Annotated in this window: 14 protein-coding genes and 1 riboswitch; of the genes, 6 read left to right on the top strand and 8 right to left on the bottom strand. The window is 61.3% G+C overall.

All coding sequences use genetic code 11. The features are described 5' to 3' along the window. Positions 1-35: 35 nt before the first annotated feature. Positions 36-788 carry an alpha/beta hydrolase gene (locus ACUXHH_RS06450; protein ID WP_458391062.1) on the bottom strand — a complete coding sequence of 251 codons (753 nt, stop codon included), beginning with the start codon at positions 786-788 and terminating at the stop codon, positions 36-38. A 94-nt stretch (positions 789-882) separates the two neighbouring features. Here ACUXHH_RS06450 and ACUXHH_RS06455 point away from each other — a divergent pair, with 94 nt between their 5' ends. After that, complete coding sequence (locus tag ACUXHH_RS06455; RefSeq protein WP_458391063.1) at positions 883-1,698, top strand: MerR family transcriptional regulator; 816 nt, start codon at positions 883-885, stop codon at positions 1,696-1,698. Between the two features lie 127 nt (positions 1,699-1,825). Here the strand turns inward: ACUXHH_RS06455 and ACUXHH_RS06460 are convergent, their stop codons facing one another. The 3 genes from ACUXHH_RS06460 to ACUXHH_RS06470 form a co-directional block, all read right to left on the bottom strand. Continuing rightward, on the bottom strand, positions 1,826-2,059 hold the full coding sequence (locus tag ACUXHH_RS06460; protein WP_348539262.1) for a MerR family DNA-binding protein: 234 nt from the start codon (positions 2,057-2,059) through the stop codon (positions 1,826-1,828). A gap of 218 nt (positions 2,060-2,277) precedes the next feature. Continuing rightward, a complete protein-coding gene (gene metX, locus ACUXHH_RS06465) occupies positions 2,278-3,588 on the bottom strand; it encodes a homoserine O-acetyltransferase MetX (RefSeq protein ID WP_458391064.1) in 1,311 nt (436 codons plus the stop codon). Positions 3,589-3,778: 190 nt separating this feature from the next. Next, positions 3,779-5,125 (bottom strand): bifunctional o-acetylhomoserine/o-acetylserine sulfhydrylase, encoded by a 1,347-nt coding sequence (locus ACUXHH_RS06470; RefSeq protein WP_279742007.1) that lies wholly within the window; start codon positions 5,123-5,125, stop codon positions 3,779-3,781. Positions 5,126-5,228: 103 nt separating this feature from the next. Further along, a riboswitch (SAM riboswitch) is annotated at positions 5,229-5,341 on the bottom strand. 356 nt (positions 5,342-5,697) lie between these two features. On the opposite strand from ACUXHH_RS06470, the gene ACUXHH_RS06475 reads away from it, so the two are divergent. From ACUXHH_RS06475 to ACUXHH_RS06495, 5 genes are all read left to right on the top strand, one after another. Next, positions 5,698-6,684, top strand: a complete 987-nt coding sequence (locus tag ACUXHH_RS06475) for an ABC transporter ATP-binding protein (protein WP_279754350.1) — start codon at positions 5,698-5,700, stop codon at positions 6,682-6,684. Further along, entirely contained in the window at positions 6,681-7,541 is an 861-nt protein-coding gene (locus ACUXHH_RS06480) for an ABC transporter permease (RefSeq protein ID WP_314078473.1), read from the top strand. Before ACUXHH_RS06475 ends, ACUXHH_RS06480 begins: the two co-directional genes overlap by 4 nt. Position 7,542: 1 nt before the next feature. Further along, positions 7,543-8,391, top strand: coding sequence for an ABC transporter (locus ACUXHH_RS06485; protein WP_279790938.1), 849 nt, complete (start codon positions 7,543-7,545; stop codon positions 8,389-8,391). Positions 8,392-8,466: 75 nt separating this feature from the next. Further along, positions 8,467-9,687 (top strand): ribosome small subunit-dependent GTPase A, encoded by a 1,221-nt coding sequence (gene rsgA, locus ACUXHH_RS06490; protein ID WP_458391065.1) that lies wholly within the window; start codon positions 8,467-8,469, stop codon positions 9,685-9,687. Positions 9,688-9,903: 216 nt separating this feature from the next. Continuing rightward, on the top strand, positions 9,904-12,081 hold the full coding sequence (locus ACUXHH_RS06495) for a S9 family peptidase (RefSeq protein WP_458391066.1): 2,178 nt from the start codon (positions 9,904-9,906) through the stop codon (positions 12,079-12,081). 257 nt (positions 12,082-12,338) lie between these two features. On the opposite strand, the gene gatB is transcribed toward ACUXHH_RS06495, so the two are convergent. From gatB to ACUXHH_RS06515, 4 genes are all read right to left on the bottom strand, one after another. Further along, the gene (gatB, locus tag ACUXHH_RS06500) at positions 12,339-13,844 is read right to left on the bottom strand and encodes an Asp-tRNA(Asn)/Glu-tRNA(Gln) amidotransferase subunit GatB (protein WP_279742001.1); all 1,506 of its coding nucleotides are present in this window, start codon (positions 13,842-13,844) and stop codon (positions 12,339-12,341) included. After that, positions 13,844-15,448 (bottom strand): Asp-tRNA(Asn)/Glu-tRNA(Gln) amidotransferase subunit GatA, encoded by a 1,605-nt coding sequence (gatA, locus tag ACUXHH_RS06505; protein WP_279789144.1) that lies wholly within the window; start codon positions 15,446-15,448, stop codon positions 13,844-13,846. The genes gatB and gatA overlap by 1 nt, the downstream gene beginning before the upstream one ends. A gap of 15 nt (positions 15,449-15,463) precedes the next feature. Next, positions 15,464-15,760 carry an Asp-tRNA(Asn)/Glu-tRNA(Gln) amidotransferase subunit GatC gene (gatC, locus tag ACUXHH_RS06510; RefSeq protein WP_005507016.1) on the bottom strand — a complete coding sequence of 99 codons (297 nt, stop codon included), beginning with the start codon at positions 15,758-15,760 and terminating at the stop codon, positions 15,464-15,466. A gap of 216 nt (positions 15,761-15,976) precedes the next feature. Beyond that, the gene (locus ACUXHH_RS06515) at positions 15,977-16,669 is read right to left on the bottom strand and encodes a transglycosylase family protein (protein WP_314077936.1); all 693 of its coding nucleotides are present in this window, start codon (positions 16,667-16,669) and stop codon (positions 15,977-15,979) included. Positions 16,670-17,039: the final 370 nt, after the last annotated feature.

A 17,039-nucleotide genomic window follows, 5' to 3' on the forward strand; every position in this document is an offset into this window, starting at 1 on the left:
GTCGTCATGACCCGAGGGCTTTCCATATAGTCGATTTAGGCGTCAGAGCCTTCCGCGGCGCCGGTCGCCTCCGCAACCTTCTGCGCACGAATACGCGGCTCCTGACCCTGCACCTTCACCTCCAGGAACTCGCCCACATGGCGAATCTCCATGGCGCTCACGCCGTGACCCGTACCGGCGTACAGCACCTTGATGCCGTCGGTGTACTTGCGGATCCAGTCATAGGTGTAGTTCACCATCTCCTGCGGGATGACGGGGTCTTCCTGATCGCGACCAAAGAACACCGGCAGTTCGGTCTTCTTCAGCTCATCATCCTTGAAGTACGGCGAATCCGAGTCCACCGCGTAGCCGGACAGACCCACCACCGCAGCGAACTCGCCGGGGGCATGACGCACCATCGAAGTTGCGACACCCATGCCCTGCGAGAAGCCCAGCAGGGTCACCGAAGCGTACGGTGCACGGTTCTCGCGCACCCATTCCAGCACGTAGTCGCTCGCCTGTTCGATGGCGCGCTGGTTAGATTCGAGCTGCTGGTTCAGCGGGTACCACTGGTAGCCGATAGCATCTGCGGCAATGTAAGCGCCGGTCGAGTCCGCGGAGAACTGGGTACCGACCGGCTGCGGCGCACGCATGGAGGCGTAGGTAAACCCCTCCTGTGGTAGGTGCGCCGCCAGGGACAGCAGATCGTGCTCCTGGGAGCCGTAGCCGTGCAGCATGAGCACTAGGTGGGTGCCTGCTCGTTCGTTCTCGGGGCGGGTGTATTCGACGACGTATTTGTTTTCGCTCATGCACCCATCTTAGCGAGGACTGCCGCGCAAACCTGCACCGTAGGTTCCGCCGCCAGCTTGACCCTCACCTAACGTCAGGTTTTAGAGTGACACCATGGACGCGAACATAACACCACCTGACGGGCATCATGAATACACCGTAGGAGAAGCAGCATCATTGCACGGGCTCACAGTCCGCACGCTACACCACTGGGAGCAGCGGGGCTTACTCAACCCGGCACATGATGAGTTCAACGGGCACCGGTACTACACCGATACAGACCTTGAACGAATCACCGTCATCCTGGGGTACCGCTCCATCGGCATGGGCCTTGACGCTATTCGCAACATACTGCAGGACCAGGAGAACAGCACCGAGCATCTGCTCGCTCAGCGGGATATGCTTCAACGCAAAATCGCCGCCCACCGGCGCATGCTTGAAACCATCGAACGCCTTTTGGAGGACACTATGGCACCTAAAAATGAGCAGCTCAGCGCTGCCGAAAAAGCAGAGATTATGGGTGAAGGGTTCAGCCTCGCCCACCAGCAGGAAGCGCAGGAGCGTTACGAAAAAACTGACGACTGGGCTGAATACCAGCGCCGTACTGCCTCAATGGACCGTGCCGACTGGCAGAACGGCAAACAGCAGATTGACGAGGTAGAACGAGCCCTCGTCGAGGCGTTCAACCACGGCGTGCAGCCGGGCAGCGAGGAGGCGAATGCGCTCGCCGAACGGCACCGCGCCTCCCTGTTCTTCTTTGAGGTCACCCCCGCTAAGCACGCTATTCTAGCCCGCGGTTACGTTGAGGATGCCCGCTTCAAGGCGTATTACGAGAAGCTCGTGACCGGGCTTGCAGAGTGGTTGCGGGAAGTCATCTATGAGAATGCTCGTGCACACGGTGTTGACCCGCTGGAAGCTACCTGGAGCTAAAGCTAGAAGCTGAAAATACCCAGCAGCTTAGCATGAGTAACCAAGCATACTCAGCTGAATATGAAAAGATGCCCGGTATTCCCTACATCGGGTCTACCGGGTGTTACATGCTGTTTGTGCATTAAAACTAGATGGTTATCGAGCGGGTGCTGTCGAGGTGATGGCGGTGCTCCTGAATACGGCGATCCAGGTGTTTAAGGTTCTGTTGCAGCCCGACAATCTCGTTTTCAATCTTTCGGCGGGCGCGCTCCATCACGTCGATGGAGAGTGCGTGGTTATCCAGATTATCCAAAATTGTGCGATTGTCGGCAAGACTCATTCCGGTCTGACGGCAGGTAGCAATAAACCGTACCGAGGAGATGAATTCCTCGTCAAAAGCGCGAGTTCCAAGAAACGCCGGGCACTCACGCTATACGAGCACCCGGCGTCCCATAACCCAACCGTTAAGGTGAACGTTAATTCTCAACGGGCGGAAAGACAGTTGAGAATACCCAGCCATTCCCTCACAATCCCACACCCACTGTTTGGAGAAAACAACATTCAGCGGGATGCGCGTAACGCGCCCGGGTGCCGGTTGCCTTAGCGAGTAACAGCGCCGTACAGTCGAGTCATCGACTCCAGAGCTTCACGTTCACGCTGCGCCTCACTCTGGGTGGCGGATTCATCTTCAACGCCGAGGGCACGCGCCAGAATCTTCTCCACCTGCTTCGACTCAATGAGGAAGCCATCATGGCCGTGGTTCGACTCGATAATGTCCACGGGCACCGGAGTGGGTAGCGCCTCCGCCAGGCGGTGCGACTCATGCGGGAAGAACAGGCGGTCCGTGTTCACCGCCGCAATCGTCCACTCACAATCGGTGTGCACCAGCGCCTGCGCCAGGGTGCCGCGGCCACGCGCCACGTCGTGCGAAATCAGTGCCTCATTAACCGCCAGGTAGCTGTTCGCGTCAAAACGCTCAACCAGCTTGGCACCGTGATGGTCCAGGTAGCTTTCGATAGCGTAGCGGCCACGCGGCTCACCCAGCGAGCCACCCACGGTGCTTTCGCCACGGTTCTCTTCACGGCCGAAGCGGTGCTCCAGCTCGGCGGGGCTGCGGTAGGTGGTGTGCGCGATACGGCGAGCTAAGGCAAGTCCTGCGGTCGGCGCGGGACCGGCATAGTAGTCACCGCCGGCAAAGTTCGCATCCGAACGAATCGCAATATTCTGGGTGTGAGCCCATGAAATCTGCTCCGCCGTTGCTGAAGGGCCGGAGGCAATCACCGCGCATCCACGTACCAGCTCAGGGTTAGTTACCGCCCATTCCAGGGCACGAGCGCCGCCGAGAGAACCACCAATCACGTAGCGGAAGCTGGTCACCCCCAGGGCCCGGGCCAGGTACGCCTCAGCACGCACAGAATCACGGATGGTTACCTGCGGGAAGCGGGAACCCCAGTATTCACCGGCACCCGGGTAACCTTCGGGAATGATGCTTGCCGGTCCAGTCGACCCATAGCAACCACCCAGAATATTGGGGGCAATCACAAAATAACGGTTAGTGTCTACGACCGAGCCGGGCCCCACGATGCCTTCCCACCAGCCATCCGATTCAATAGCCCGAATCAGCGGGGCGGGCATGTCGGGGGTGGGTACGCCCCGAGAGACATGCGTATCGCCAGTGAGTGCATGCAAAATCAGGATGGCATTGTCGCCAGCCTCATTGAGCGTACCCCAGGTTTCGTAGCCGATAGTGACCTGCGGAAGAATCACGCCGGATACGAGCTCCAAATCGCCGATGTTCAGCTGACGCAGATAGCCTTGTGCTTCGGGGTGTTCGCGCTGGGTACCTGCCACGGGGATGGGCGCGGTAACAGGCTGGGTGGTACCGGACTGGTTAGTGCTCTGGGTAGTCATGGGGGTCCCTTCACTGGGTTTGGCCGGCAAGGTAGTGCCGGGTGTGAGCGGGGTACTCGTCTGTGGGTAGAAGGAGCAACGGGTGGGGCGGCATCAGCGCCGCGCAGTGACAAAACGCTCCGTAACGGGGAATCCGCAGGTGGACCGAAAAGCCGTAGCTTACCGGTCCACCTGCGGATTACATCACCGTTTAGGAGAGGGTGTCAAAGCCCAGCTGCAGGTCGGCGAGAATATCATCAATGTTCTCAATGCCTACTGCCAGGCGCACAAAGTTCGGGTACACGCCGATCTTCTCCAGCTCCTCAGCGGAAAGCTGGGAGTGGGTGGTGGAGGCGGGGTGAATTACGAGCGAGCGCACGTCACCGATGTTCGCCACATTGGAGTGCAGCTTCAGGGCATCTACGAAGTCGCGGGTCTGCTCCAGGGTTGCGTCTTTGAGGGTGAAGCCGAGAACCGCGCCGGGGCCCTTGGGCAGGTACTTCTGTGCACGCTCGTACCAGGGGGAGGATTCCACGCCAGCCCAGATGACCTTCTCGACCTGCGGGTTTGCTTCGAGCCAGTGGGCAACCTTGGTAGCGTTTTCAATGTGGCGTTCGATGCGCAGAGAGAGAGTTTCCAGACCGATACCGATGTTGAAGGCGTTGGTCGGGGAGATGGCGGCACCGGTGTCGCGCAGCAGGGAGACGCGCGCCTTCAGGATGTAGGAGAGGTTCGCGCCGAATGCGGAGTCCTTGCCCAGGTCGCGTGCGTAGACCAGGCCGTGGTAGCCGGGGGCGGGCTGGTTGAACTTGGGGAACTTCTCGGGGTCTGCACCGTAGTCGAAGTTACCGGAATCAACGATTACGCCGCCGATGGAGGTTCCGTGGCCACCCAGGTACTTGGTTGCGGAGTGGACGACCACGTCCGCGCCATGTTCGATGGGGCGCAGCAGGTAGGGGGTGGGTACGGTGTTGTCCACAATCAGGGGTACACCGTTTTCGTGCGCAATTGCAGCAATAGGCTCAATGTCGAGCACGTCGTTACGGGGGTTAGGCACGGACTCGCCGTAGAAGAGCTTGGTGTTGGGGCGGACTGCGGCGCGCCATGCGTCCAGGTCGTCCGGGTCCTCAACGAAGGTGGTTTCGATACCGAGGTCGGCGAGGGTGTACTTGAGCAGATTGTAGGTGCCGCCGTATACGGAGGGCGATGCAACTACGTGGTCGCCTGCACCGGCAATGTTCAGGATTGCGTAGGTGATAGCTGCCTGACCGGATGCCAGCAGTAGCGCGCCAACGCCGCCTTCCAGGGAAGCGATACGGTTTTCAATTGCTTCCTGGGTGGGGTTGTTGAGGCGAGTGTAAATGGGGCCCAGCTCGGCGAGGGCGAAACGGTTCGCTGCCTGCTCGGCGCTTTCAAAGACGAAAGAGGTGGTCTGGTAGATGGGTAGTGCCCGAGCTCCCGTTGCGGCATCCGGCGCCTGACCTGCGTGAATCTGGCGGGTTTCGAACTTCCAACCGGCGGGGTTGGCGGGAGTCGGGACGGTAGTGTTGTTGCTCATGCGTGGCTCCTAATGGGGATTCTTAGGGGGCCGCATGCCGACGGTACAGGAATCGTCGTCGAATAATCCTGTCACGATTGATGTACCGTTTTCGGTCACATCGGTCCCGCGCTTGCGTCACGCTCTTGCGTGCCGCCCGGTCTTCACCCAGGGCACCCCACCGCGGAGGAGGGTTGCCGGCCAGCTAGCTGGGGCTTATCGCTGGCGCTCTTGACCTGTTATTTAGAGTGTCATAGGGCACGGGGTGGGGTCAAGGGTTTTGTGGGTGTGCGGTACTTTAAGACATTTCATTGCAAAGATGACGTTTTTTAACGTCTGTCACCAAAAATCGCCTGCAACAAAACGTGAGTGACGATGCCGGGACAGTCAGAGGGCGAGGTAATTAGAATGCGGAGGTGAACACCCACTATTTGCGTAGTAACCTCCATCACTTTTATCTGTGCTTTTCGGTACACTGAAATGACACATACACTCACGCAGGGTACAACTCGCTACGGCTCGCTAAGCCGCTTATCCTGCTCAACATCCCTCCGGTATAGGAGCCAGAGGGTCATACCCGAAGGTTACCTACCATGTCTCTTGTTCTTGACGCCACGCAACTCAGCCGAGTCTTTGGCAAAGGTAAAAATACCTTTACCGCCGTCGACCGGGTGTCACTTCGCGTCAGTTCCGGGGAAATTCACGCCCTCCTCGGCCCCAACGGTGCGGGCAAAACGACGACCGTGCAGATGTGCTCGACTCTGCTCACCCCCACCGGCGGTAGCCTCACCGTGAACGGTATTGACGCTATCGCCCACCCGCAACGGGCGCGCCGTCACGTGGGCCTCGCGCTGGGCGGGGAGAACGGCTTCTACCCGCGCGCCAGTGCCCGCGATAATCTGCTGTTCTTTGCCGATGTTACGGGGGTTTCCGGGCGGGCCCGAGGGCACGAGGTTGAGCATGCCCTAGCCCGTGTGGAACTCACCGATGCGGCAACGCGGCCTGTCCAGGAGTTTTCCCGCGGCATGAAGCAGCGCCTACATATTGCCCGTGCACTGCTCGGCTCCCCCGCTCTGCTCCTGCTGGATGAGCCGACCAACGGGCTCGACCCCGATATCGCCCTAACCGTACGAACCCTTATCCGTTCTCTCGCGGAAGACGGCGCCGCCATTCTGCTCACAAGCCACCTGCTGGGCGAAATCGAGGACCTGGCGCACACCATCACCGTCTTGGGCGCTGGCTCCGTTGCTGTGAGCGGCAGTCTCGAGGACGTTGCCGCGCACGCAGGTATTGCCGCCACGACCGTGGTTCAGGTCGAGCCCACCGCCACCGAGGGCATTGATACGCTCCGCGGGTTCCTCGGCGATAAGGCGGCGGTACTTTTTGCCCCACGCGGTTCCGGCTGGGAACTGACCCTCTACTGGCACGGCGAGCGCGCCACGTTCGAGGCGGGCGAGACGCACCGCATCCTGGCGGAGGGACTTGCCGCCGCACGCATTGGGGCGCGAACCGAACCGTACACGCGCCCGGCAACCTTGGAAGAGGCATACCTGGCGATGGCGGAGGGGCTCAAGCGATGAACGCTCAGACGCAACGCTCAGAAGAGTTCCAGCGGCAGGGTCGACGGTACGACCTGTGGCAGGAGTGCGCCCGGCAGCTACGGCTCATGGGCTTTAGCCTGCGCCAGTTCCTGACGGTCCCCTACTTCATTCAGCTGCTCATTAGCACGGTACTCGGCTCAGTCATCCTTCAGGCGCTCGCCGTGCATGCGGCGGCGCAGAGCTCCGCGGGTCACTCCGTTGACCCGACTCTCGCGTGGACCCGCGCGGGCATTGTGGGCATGTGGTCGGTCTGCATCGTGTCTGCGGGCATCATCAATTTTGAGCGTTTCCGTGGGACCCTCGTGTACCTGTGTTCGGGGTCGATTTCTCCGGTGCGGGTGCTGGCGGCTATCGTTTCAAGCGCATCCGTTGTGGGTTTAGCGGCTTTGCCCCTGTCGTGGCTCATCTGGGCTCTTGTGACGCTCAACCCGCAGGTCACAGACTTTTCAGCACTCTGGCCGCGCTACGTTCTGGGCGTTCCCCTGCTGTGGCTTGCGTGTCTGTCGGTCACGTTCATGATTGCGGTGTTCTTCGTGGCGACGCCGAACGCTATCGCCTACGAGGAGCTGTTGCTCGTACCGGTTTTTATTCTTTCCGGGGTTCTCTTCACGACCATTGAAGCGCCCGCCTGGCTAGATAGTGTAGGCATGCTCATTCCCCTGCAGGCGCCGGTTCACCTGCTACTTGGGCGTACCGCCATCACTACCTCGGCGGATGCACTCTTGCCCGTAATTCAGACCCTGGTCGTGAGCTTCATCTGGGCGTTGTGCGCCTTCCTCTTTGCTCGGAAGGCTCTCGCCTCAGCCCGCCGTCGCGGCACCCTGGGGGCGATGTAGCGTGCGTGCTCTCTCCTCTGTTGCCCTGCCTGGCGCTGTATCACTGTCTGGCACGGCGCGTCGGGCTCTGTCGACCGCTTCTATTGGCTGGTCGTCGTCTATTACCTTCGCAACCCTCGGAACGGCCATCACGACCCTGGTTCTCGTACCCGGTCTTAACGTGCTTTTCACGGTGCTTCTGGGTGCTGATCTTGCCGCAAACGATACGGTACGCATCGGCTGCGCGACCGCCCTGATTGCGACCCTCAGCTCCGTGGCAGCCGGTATTGTCGCGCGCGTTGCCACAGACCGGTGGATTGGCGTCTTCGAGTACGTGTGCACGGCGCGCCCGGTAGATGCTGGATACTGGCTCGGTGCGGCGGCGGTACCCGCGTTGCTGGCATCCGTAACGGGTCTGAGCAATGTGGGCATCGTGTGGTTACTGTCCCTCACATCCTCCGCTACGGGAGCAAGTTCCGGACTTTTAGTCGGTGCCATCTTACTGATGCCGGTTGCGGTTCTGGGCGGGGTCTGCCTGGGCATTTTTGCCGCCGGGCTCGGTCTGTACCTGTCGGATCCGTACACGGGGTCGAATTTTCTGTCGATTATTCTGCCAGTGAGCGCGGGCGTGATTGTGCCGGTGAGTACCTACCCGGGTTGGCTTGCATGGCTGTGTTCCTGGGTTCCAGGGTCCCGGCTGGTGCAGGTTTTAGATGCCTCTAGCGGTATCGCGAACGGCACCGCGCCGGAGCTTTTCGCGCTCCTGGCGGCAGACACAGCCCTGGCAGTACTCTACGCCGCAATCGGGTTGGGGCTGATGGTCCTTGCCGCCCGCCGTATCCGTGCCGGCGCCCGCGCCTCGCTGTTGTAAACGGTGAAACCTGAAAAAGAACGAACCTTGTAATCACCCGCTATCCGGGCGCCGCAACCAAGAAAGACTATTCCTGTGACCATTGCTCCCGCTTCATACACCTTAGAGACCCTAGGGTTCGACCCTTCCTGGCAGGGTTCAGCAATCCGCGCCGCGTTCACCCTCGGCGGTACCCTCGAAAACTTTACCCTCGCCCGTGTCAGCGCCGTGCACCGCACCCGCTGCGAGCTACTGACCTGCGAGCGGGGTGAGCTCATTAAGCTTTCCGCTCCGCTGCGTCCGGTTGAGAACGACTACGGCGAAGAAGAGTACCCCGTCGTCGGCGACTGGGTACTCACCCAGCCCATCCCTGGAACCGGTAGCGATAGCCAGCCCGCGGAGCACAAACCTCTCGCGATACTGCCCCGGCGAAGCTACCTCACCCGACCCAGCGCCACCCGAGAATCCGCGGATCAGCCTGTCGCCGCCAACGTGGATATACTCTGCATCGTTGAGCCCTGCTTCCCCGAGCCGTCCATTGGGCGAATTGAACGCTACACCGCCCTGGCGCACGCTTCCGGGGTGCAGGTCGCGCTGATTCTCACCAAAGGTGACCTGGTAACGGCCGAACAGCTCACCAACTACAGGGACTCCCTCGCAGGTGGTGTGGATGCGGTGCTTGCCGTCTGCACGGACAACGGCTACGACCCTGCCCCGGTGGCGGAGCTTGTCGCCGGACGCACCGCCGCATTCCTGGGTCGCAGCGGCGCAGGAAAATCCACCCTGGTCAACGCCCTGCTCAACCCCGGAGTTGACCCCCGCGAGGATAACCAAGAACATCAGGTGCAGGTCACCTCCACAGTCCGAGATGCTGACGGCAAGGGGCGCCACACCACCACCAGCCGCCAGATGCTTGTTTTACCCGGTGCGGAAGGCTCAAGCGAAGGAGACTCGACCAACGCAAAATCATCATCTGGCACGGTGCTGATCGACACTCCGGGCGTACGAGCCCTAGCCGCAACGAGCGATAGCGCCGCGATTGACGAAACCTTCGACGACGTCTCCGGTTACGCTTCTGCCTGCCGGTACAGCGACTGCTCCCACGGTTCCGAACCCGGATGCGCGGTGCAGCAGGCGCTCGCCGACGGCTCTCTCGACCCCGAGCGCTTCGAACGCTACCGCAGGATGATAGCCGAATCCGCGCGTCTACGCCTGCGCTCTCAAGAACGTGAGTACAGGCAAAGTAACCGTGCCTTCACGAAGGCGAATAAGGCGGGCCGCCGCACCCTCATGTCCATTAAGGGGCGCGCTAACTAGCCACCAAATGCGCACGTTCCAGAAGAGCGCAGGGGGCTAATCTGGGTGATACTGCCCAGGCCGCAATATAGTAGCCTGCCTCACTCTTCGATACACTAGAACTAGGCGTGCCCACAGTCCCCCGCGCGCCCTCACCGCCACCCGGCGGCACAGGAACGCGGGCGCAGACGGCACACACCATTCACAAACCCATAACTCAATGAAAGAGGTGGCAGCATGGCTGAACAGAACCTCACCCCGCCCGTACCGAAGAAGGTCGAGCACCGCCGCGAACACCACGGCGACATCTTCAACGACCCCTACGAATGGCTCCGTGACAAGGAAAGCGAAGAGGTCCTCAACTACCTCAAGGCAGAAGCCGAATACACCGAAGCTGTCACCGCAGATCAGCAGCCCCTCCGCGAATCCATCTTCAACGAAATCAAGGACCGCACCCTGCTGTCGGATCTGACCGTCCCGAACCGTATCGGTGACTGGTGGTACTACAGCCGCATGGTGCCCGGCGGCCAGTACCCCGTCTTCTACCGCTACCCCGCCCTGAACGAAGGCGACGAGGTAGTGCGCTACACCCCGCCGACCGTCACCCCCGGCGAAGTACTCGAGGGTGAAGTCGTCATCCTCGACTGCAACGAATACGCCAAGGACATGGAGTTCTTCTCCCTCGGCAGCTTCCAGCCCGCACGTAACGGCAAGCTACTGAGCATCTCCGTGGACGAAAAGGGCGACGAACGCTACGAGCAGCGCTTCCTCAACATGGAAACCGGCTCCTTCCTCGAAGACACCATCCCCAACATCGCCGCGGGATCCTTCTTCATCAACCACGCCGAACAGCTCATCTACCTCGTCCCCGACGATTCGTGGCGCCCCTGGCGTGTCTACGTGCACGACGTCGGACAGGGCACCGAAGACCACCTAATCTACGAGGAACCGGACAACACCATGTGGCTCGGCGCCGCCATGAGCTCCGACCGTTCCTCCGTGGTCATTACCAGCTCGAATTCCGAGTACACGGAGGTGCGCCTCATCCCCACCCACGAACCCAAGAGCGAGCCGACCCTGCTCATTCCCAAGAGCGCAGGCATCGAATACTACGCCGAGCCGCTCAACATTGCCGGCGAGCAGCACCTGCTAATCCAGCACGACTACAATGCACTGAACTCCGAGCTGGTCCTCGCAGACATGCCGCGCGAAAGTGAAAGCCTCGAAGAGTACGCCCAGCGTTGGGTGCCGGTCATCCGCCACAGCGAAAACGTGCGCCTGGAGGGCTTCACCTTCACCGCAACGCACCTGGTCGTCACCGCCCGCGCGGACACCACCACCCGCATCTTCCTCGCACCGCGTGAGCAGTTGCCCATCCAGTGGCGCCGCCGCCGCCCCGCCGGCGTGACCTTCATGGAACCTGCCGGCTTCGATGAGGAACTGTACACCGCCTCCGTACTACGTGCGGAGAACTACTCCCCCGTGCTGCGCATCGCCTACACCTCGTACCTGACGCCGCGCCGCGTCTACGACTACTTCCCCATGTCGCAGACCCTGCTGTTGCGCCGTGAAACCCCGGTACTCGGCGGCTACAACCGTGAGGACTACCGCGCCTACCGCGACTGGGCACCGGCGGCGGACGGCACGCTCATCCCGATCTCGGTGATTCACCGCGCCGATCTGGACATGAGCAAGCCGCACCCGGTCATCCAGTACGGTTACGGCTCGTACGAGTCGTCCATGGACCCGATGTTCTCCATCCCGATGCTGTCGATTCTGGACCACGGCGTCATCTACGTCATCGCGCATATTCGCGGCGGCGGCGAGATGGGCCGCTCCTGGTACCAGAACGGCAAGAAGCTCGCGAAGAAGAACACCTTCACCGACTTCGTGGACGTCACCAGCTACGTTGCGGCTAAGCCGTGGGCTGATGAGGCGCGTATCGGCTGCTACGGCGGTAGCGCCGGCGGTCTGCTCATGGGCGCCGTGCTGAACCTCGCCCCCGAAAAGTACGCCGCCTGCCTGGCAGCCGTACCGTTCGTGGATGCGCTGACCACCATCCTCGATCCGGAGCTGCCACTGTCGGCAATGGAGTGGGAAGAGTGGGGCAACCCGATTGAGGACCCGGAAGTGTACGCCTACATGAAGTCGTACACCCCGTACGAGAACATCCGCCCGGTCCGCTACCCGGCGATTGCTGCGGTGACGAGCCTGCACGACACGCGCGTGCTCTACGTGGAGCCCGCGAAGTGGGTTGCGGCGCTGCGTGAGCAAATTGACCCCTCGTCGCCGGTGCCGCTGCTGAAGATTGACATGTCGGGCGGTCACGGTGGTGGTTCCGGCAGGTATACGCGTTGGCGCGAGATTGCGTGGGATTACGCGTTCCTCATGAGCAACCTCGGCGTTACTGAGTAGCTGGTCTCTTAAATAGAACGCTCCGTCTGTATCTAAGTGATACGGACGGAGCGTTCTTCGTTTATGTACGTTGCTCTGCTCGAGGGGTGAGGCACCGCATATTTCCTCCGCGCCTACGCAGGGGCACCCGTCACCCGGAGGGCGCATCCGGAAAACACGGCCGCACTCGCGCAGACCCTGGAATGGAGCAAAAGAGGCGCCGCCTCCCACCTCGGGAGACAGCGCCTCTTTCGTTAGAGCCGGGTCAGCGGAAAAGCTTAGCCTTCCACGCCGCACTCAGCCAGAATCAGCTCACGCACGCGGGCGGCATCAGCCTGACCGCGGGTAGCCTTCATAACCTGACCGACGATAGCACCAGCAGCCTGAACCTTACCGGCACGAATCTTGTCGGCAACGTCGGGCATTGCCGCCAGTGCTTCCTGGACAGCTGCGGTGAGCGCGCCGTCATCGGAAACCACGGCGAGGCCGCGTGCCTCAACGATTTCGGCGGGGGTGCCTTCACCGGCGAGGACGAACTCGAGCACCTGGCGGGCGATCTTGTCGTTAATCTTCCCCTCAGAGATGAGTGCTTCGAGGGCAACCACGGTTGCGGGCTCCACGCCGAGTGCGGTGAGCTCAACTTCAGCCTGCTTTGCGCGGCGGGCGATTTCGCCCATCCACCACTTGCGGGCTGCTGCGGCGGTTGCGCCTGCGGCGACGGTCTCTTCGATGACGTCGAGTGCGCCGGCATTAACTACGTCACGGAACTCTTCGTCAGAGTAGCCCCATTCGCCCTTGAGTCGGCGGCGGCGTTCTGCCGGGGGTTCGGGCAGTTCAGCGCGCAGACGCTCAATCCATTCGCTGTTGGTGACGACCGGTACGAGGTCCGGTTCGGGGAAGTAGCGGTAGTCGTCAGCATCGGACTTGGGGCGACCCGAGGAGGTTTCGCGTGTGTCTTCGTGCCAGTGGCGGGTCTCCTGGGTGACCTTTTCACCGCGTTCGAGGATTGCTGCGTGGCGGCGGATCTCGTAGCGGACGGCGCGCTCAACCGAACGAAGGGAGTTCACGTTTTTGGTTTCGGAGCGGGTGCCGAACTTCTCTGCGCCCTTGGGCATGAGGGAGACGTTGGCATCGCAGCGGACGTTACCACGTTCCATGCGGGCGTCAGAGATGCCGAGGGAGCGGACGATGTCGCGGATTGCGGCAACGTAGGCGCGTGCCAGTTCGGGTGCACGCTCGCCGGCACCGACTATGGGTCGGGTGACGATCTCGATCAGAGGAACGCCTGCGCGGTTGTAGTCGACCAGTGAGGAGGTTGCACCCTGGATTCGTCCATCTGCACCACCGACGTGGGTGAGCTTGCCTGCGTCTTCTTCCATGTGGGCGCGCTCAATTTCAACGGTGAAGATAGTGCCGTCTTCGAGCTCAACGTCCAGGGAGCCGTTTTCCGCGATGGGGCCGCCAGCCTGGGAGGTCTGGAAGTTCTTCGGGGAGTCCGGGTAGAAGTAGTTCTTGCGGGCGAAGTAGGACTTGTCTGCAATCTCGCAGCCCAGTGCCAGGCCGAGCTTGATGGCAGACTCAACAGCGGTCTTGTTCACCATGGGCAGCGCACCGGGCAGGCCGAGCGATACGGGGGTGACGTTGGTGTTGGGGTCGTCGCCGAACTCGTTGGGTGCGGAGTCAAACATCTTGGTTTTGGTGTTCAGTTCGACGTGCACCTCGAAGCCGAGGACCGGGTCGTACTTTTCGATGGCTTCTTCGAAGCTGAGGACTTCTTCACTCATTATTTGGTTCCCCCAAAGTCAAAGTCGCGGATCAGAGTTTCAGTGTCGGGCAGGCTCCTGTAGAGCGGTGCGCCCCATTTTGCGGTGAGCAGTTCTTCCAGTGCTGCGCCGACGCGGTAGAGGCGTGCGTCTTCGCGTGCGGGTGCGGTGAACTGGATACCGACGGGCAGGTTGTTCTCTTCGGAGAGGCCGCCGGGCAGGGAGAGCGCCGGGACACCTGCCAGGTTGACGGGCACGGTTGCGACGTCACCCAGGTACATTGCCATGGGGTCGCCTTCGGTCTTCTCGCCGAGCTTGAACGCGGTGGAGGGTGCAGTCGGGGAGATGAGCACGTCGCACTTTTCGAATGCTGCTGCGTAATCGCGCTGGATGAGGGTGCGTACGCGCAGTGCGGCGCCATAGTAGGCATCGAAGTTACCTGCAGACAGTGCGTAGGTGCCGAGAATAATGCGGCGCTTGACCTCGTGACCGAAGCCTGCGGAGCGGGTTGCGGACATGACGCGCTCGATGGTGACGGGGCCGTCTTCGGGTACGACGCGCAGGCCGTAGCGGACGCCGTCGTAGCGTGCCAGGTTGGAGGACACCTCGGAGGACATGATCATGTAGTAGGCGCTGATGGCTTCGGTGACGGAGGGCAGGGAGACCTCAACGATTTCTGCACCTGCGGCACGCAGCTCTTCGACGGATTCACGGAAGCGTGCGAGGACACCTGCTTCGAAGCCTGCGCCGTCGCCGCCTCCGAGTTCCTTAATGACGCCGATGCGCAGGCCAGACAGGTCGCGCTTGCGTGCGGCTTCTGCGCCTGCCTTGGCTTCTTCAACAAAGTTGCCGGGCTCATCAGGCAGGGAGGTTGCATCGAGCGGGTCGTGGCCTGCGATTGCTTCGTGGAGCAGTGCGGTATCCAGGACAGTGCGGGCGCAGGGGCCTACCTGGTCGAGGGAAGATGCCATGGCGATGACACCGTAGCGGGAGACGGAGCCGTAGGTGGGCTTGACACCAACGCTACCGGTCAGTGCTGCAGGCTGGCGGATAGAGCCGCCGGTGTCGGTGCCGAGCGCCAGGGGTGCCTGGAAGGCGGTGACGGCTGCTGCGGAGCCGCCGCCGGAGCCGCCGGGTGCACGGTCGAGTGCCCAGGGGTTGCGGACTACGCCGAATGCAGAGTGCTCGTTGGAGGAGCCCATTGCGAATTCGTCGAGGTTGGTCTTGCCGAGGATGGGCATGCGTGCTTCGCGGACCTTGCGGGTGACGGTGCCATCGTAGGGGCTCATCCAGCCTTCGAGCATGCGCGATGCTGCGGTGGTAGGCTGGCCCTTGGTGACGATGAGGTCCTTGACGGCGATGGGTACGCCTGCGAGCAGCGGCAATTCCTTGCCTGCTGCACGGTCTGCGTCCACTGCGGCTGCGGTGGCGAGTGCTTCTTCAGCGTTGACGTGCAGGAAGGCGTTGAGGCCGTTCTTGCCGTCTGCTCGGTTGTCGCTCAGGGGTGCGCCGTCGGTGGCTGCGATACGGTCCAGGTGTGCCTGGGTAAGCTCAACGGAGGTGATTTCGCCGGATGCGAGCTTTTCTACTGCTTCTGCGGCGGTGAGCTGGATCAATTCGTTCACTTGGTTGTTCTCCTCTTAGTCTTCGTCGAGGATTGCCGGCACGCGGAACTTGCCGTCCTGTGCGTCGGGGGCGCCTGAGAGCGCCTCTTCCTGGGTAAGGGTGGTGACGGGTACGTCTTCACGGAAGACGTTCTCGAGGGGGATGGGGTGGCTGGTCGCGGGGATGTCAGCAGTTGCTTTCTGCGACATGGTCTCAACGGATGCGACGATGACGTCCAGCTCAGACGCCATCGCGGTGAGTTCTTCATCGGTCATCTCAATGAGTGCCAGCGATGCCAGGTGCTTGACCTGTTCAAAGGTGATGGCAGACATGGTTCTCCCGTAGTTTTGTTTTCTTGTCTCTTCTCTAGTGTAGTGGAGGTTGCGTTTTCCGTCTCATTGAGGGTTGGAGGGTTTACCTGCTGGCTTGTGTGTTCAGGCGGTATTTTTCTCCCCTGTTTTCGGTTAAATGCTCAACGCCCCGCTCCTCGTGTGAGGTGCGGGGCGTTGGACTACAACGTGCCCAAGTTACGCTTGAGAGTTAAAACCTTAGGCAGGGATGGTCAGAACCTGGCCGGGGAAGATCAGGTCAACGTTGTAGATGATGTCGGTGTTCGCAGCTGCGATTGCCTGGTAGCCGCCTGCAACGCCGAGCTTTGCAGCGATCAGCGAGAGGGAGTCACCGGGAACCACGGTGTAGGTACCTGCTGCAGCCTTGGGAGCTACTGCGACGGGTGCTGCGGGAGCCTCAACTGCCGGTGCTGCAGGTGCCTCAGCAGCTGCGGGTGCAGCCTGAACTGCAGGAGCTGCGGGTGCAGCCTGTGCCGCGGGAGCGGTGTAGGTCTGCTGGGTCTGCGACTGGACAGCCACGGTGGTGGGCTCAGTGTAGGTGGGAGCTGCGCCGGTCTTGCCGTAGAGGCCAAGCTTAGCGGAGCAAGCGGGCCATGCGCCCCAGCCCTGGATAGCGAGCAGACGCTCGCCAGCCTCAATCTGCTGTGCACGGGAAGCGGTCACGGGGGAGCCGGACATGCCGACGCCGTTCCAGGACTGCTGGGTGAACTGCAGACCACCGTAGAAGCCGTTACCGGTGTTGATGGACCAGTTACCACCGGACTCGCACTGTGCCAGTGCGTCCCAGGTAGCACCGTCTACTGCGTTTGCAGCGGGCATCGACATGGTAGCTGCTACAGCGCCACCGATGGCGAGAGCTGCTGCGGTACGACGAATGGAAGTGTTCTTCATAATGCTCCTTGGGGCCGTCCCCGCTCGTTCCGTCCCCGGAACTCTAACGCGCTGCCGCTCACCCTTTGATAACGAAGTAGGTTACTCATGTTCTGGCTCTACCATGTGAGCGGCTCTCCACCGATTTCATGTCACCGTGAGTGATTCTGCACTTGTGTGCGGAATCCGGGTGGCACTTCCTCGATAGGGACGTGCGGTAGAACCGGGCATCGTTTCAAGCATTCCAAGCTTGAAACCACACAGGCGATCCCCTTGCGAGAATCTATCTGGTCTCAAAGATAACCGAGGTTTTTTATGATTCCAACCCAGTTTCAGGTTCACGGCGAACGCGCAGGGTTCCCAGGGTTCTTTCAGGTTAAAAGTGCAAGAA

The sequence above is a fragment of the Rothia sp. 110740021-2 genome (assembly GCF_054263775.1).

Bases quoted from the DNA above. Each gene is read 5' to 3' on its own strand.
- gatB (WP_279742001.1), bottom strand. From the start codon at position 13,844: ATGAGTGAAGAAGTCCTCAGCTTCGAAGAAGCCATCGAAAAGTACGAC.
- metX (WP_458391064.1), bottom strand. From the start codon at position 3,588: ATGACTACCCAGAGCACTAACCAGTCCGGTACCACCCAGCCTGTTACC.
- gatC (WP_005507016.1), bottom strand. From the start codon at position 15,760: ATGTCTGCCATCACCTTTGAACAGGTCAAGCACCTGGCATCGCTGGCA.
- ACUXHH_RS06450 (WP_458391062.1), bottom strand. From the start codon at position 788: ATGAGCGAAAACAAATACGTCGTCGAATACACCCGCCCCGAGAACGAA.
- ACUXHH_RS06495 (WP_458391066.1), top strand. From the start codon at position 9,904: ATGGCTGAACAGAACCTCACCCCGCCCGTACCGAAGAAGGTCGAGCAC.
- ACUXHH_RS06515 (WP_314077936.1), bottom strand. From the start codon at position 16,669: ATGAAGAACACTTCCATTCGTCGTACCGCAGCAGCTCTCGCCATCGGT.
- ACUXHH_RS06480 (WP_314078473.1), top strand. From the start codon at position 6,681: ATGAACGCTCAGACGCAACGCTCAGAAGAGTTCCAGCGGCAGGGTCGA.
- ACUXHH_RS06455 (WP_458391063.1), top strand. From the start codon at position 883: ATGGACGCGAACATAACACCACCTGACGGGCATCATGAATACACCGTA.
- ACUXHH_RS06475 (WP_279754350.1), top strand. From the start codon at position 5,698: ATGTCTCTTGTTCTTGACGCCACGCAACTCAGCCGAGTCTTTGGCAAA.
- ACUXHH_RS06470 (WP_279742007.1), bottom strand. From the start codon at position 5,125: ATGAGCAACAACACTACCGTCCCGACTCCCGCCAACCCCGCCGGTTGG.